Genomic DNA, 458 nt, shown 5'->3' with positions numbered 1-458 from the left:
GGGTCGTGGCCCATGCATGCCAGTATGTCGATGACGCTACGACTCCAGGATTGCTTCGATTTAGTGGTGGGGAAACGTTCGAACGCTTTGCTAGCGCACACAAGATGTTCGATTACAAAAATGCCGACAATGACCAGAATCGGATTGTTTGGGCGCCGTTTCACTTTTTACCTGGGGCTGTGGGTGACACCCTTGAAAAGAAGGCCCTGTGTAGGCCGAATAGTATTGTCGCCAAAGAAATGGTCAAGCGCGCTTTGGCTCAAAAAAAAGCAACGAATTCTCTACATAGACTGGGCGTAACACTGCATGTCTACGTCGACACGTGGGCGCACCAAGGATTTAGCGGAACGGAAAGCAAGTACAACAAACTGACTTCCCTTGTTGGCGACCAACATGATCACAAGACATGGTTAGAGAAGCTGAGGTCTGGGTTGCAGACACTGGAGGAAAATGCGGAG

Annotated in this window: 1 protein-coding gene; it reads left to right on the top strand. The window is 50.0% G+C overall.

What is annotated here, in order from left to right; genetic code table 11:
- Positions 1-5 precede the first annotated feature (5 nt).
- Positions 6-458: DUF6765 family protein (locus GTP27_RS23335; RefSeq protein ID WP_371865996.1), on the top strand; the 453-nt coding region annotated here is incomplete at its 3' end.

The sequence above is a fragment of the Duganella qianjiadongensis genome (genome assembly GCF_009857915.1).
Classification (GTDB): Bacteria; Pseudomonadota; Gammaproteobacteria; order Burkholderiales; family Burkholderiaceae_D; genus Rugamonas; species Rugamonas qianjiadongensis.
The sequence above is the reverse complement of the archived record's forward strand: the minus strand, read 5'-3'. Positions and strand labels throughout refer to the sequence as shown.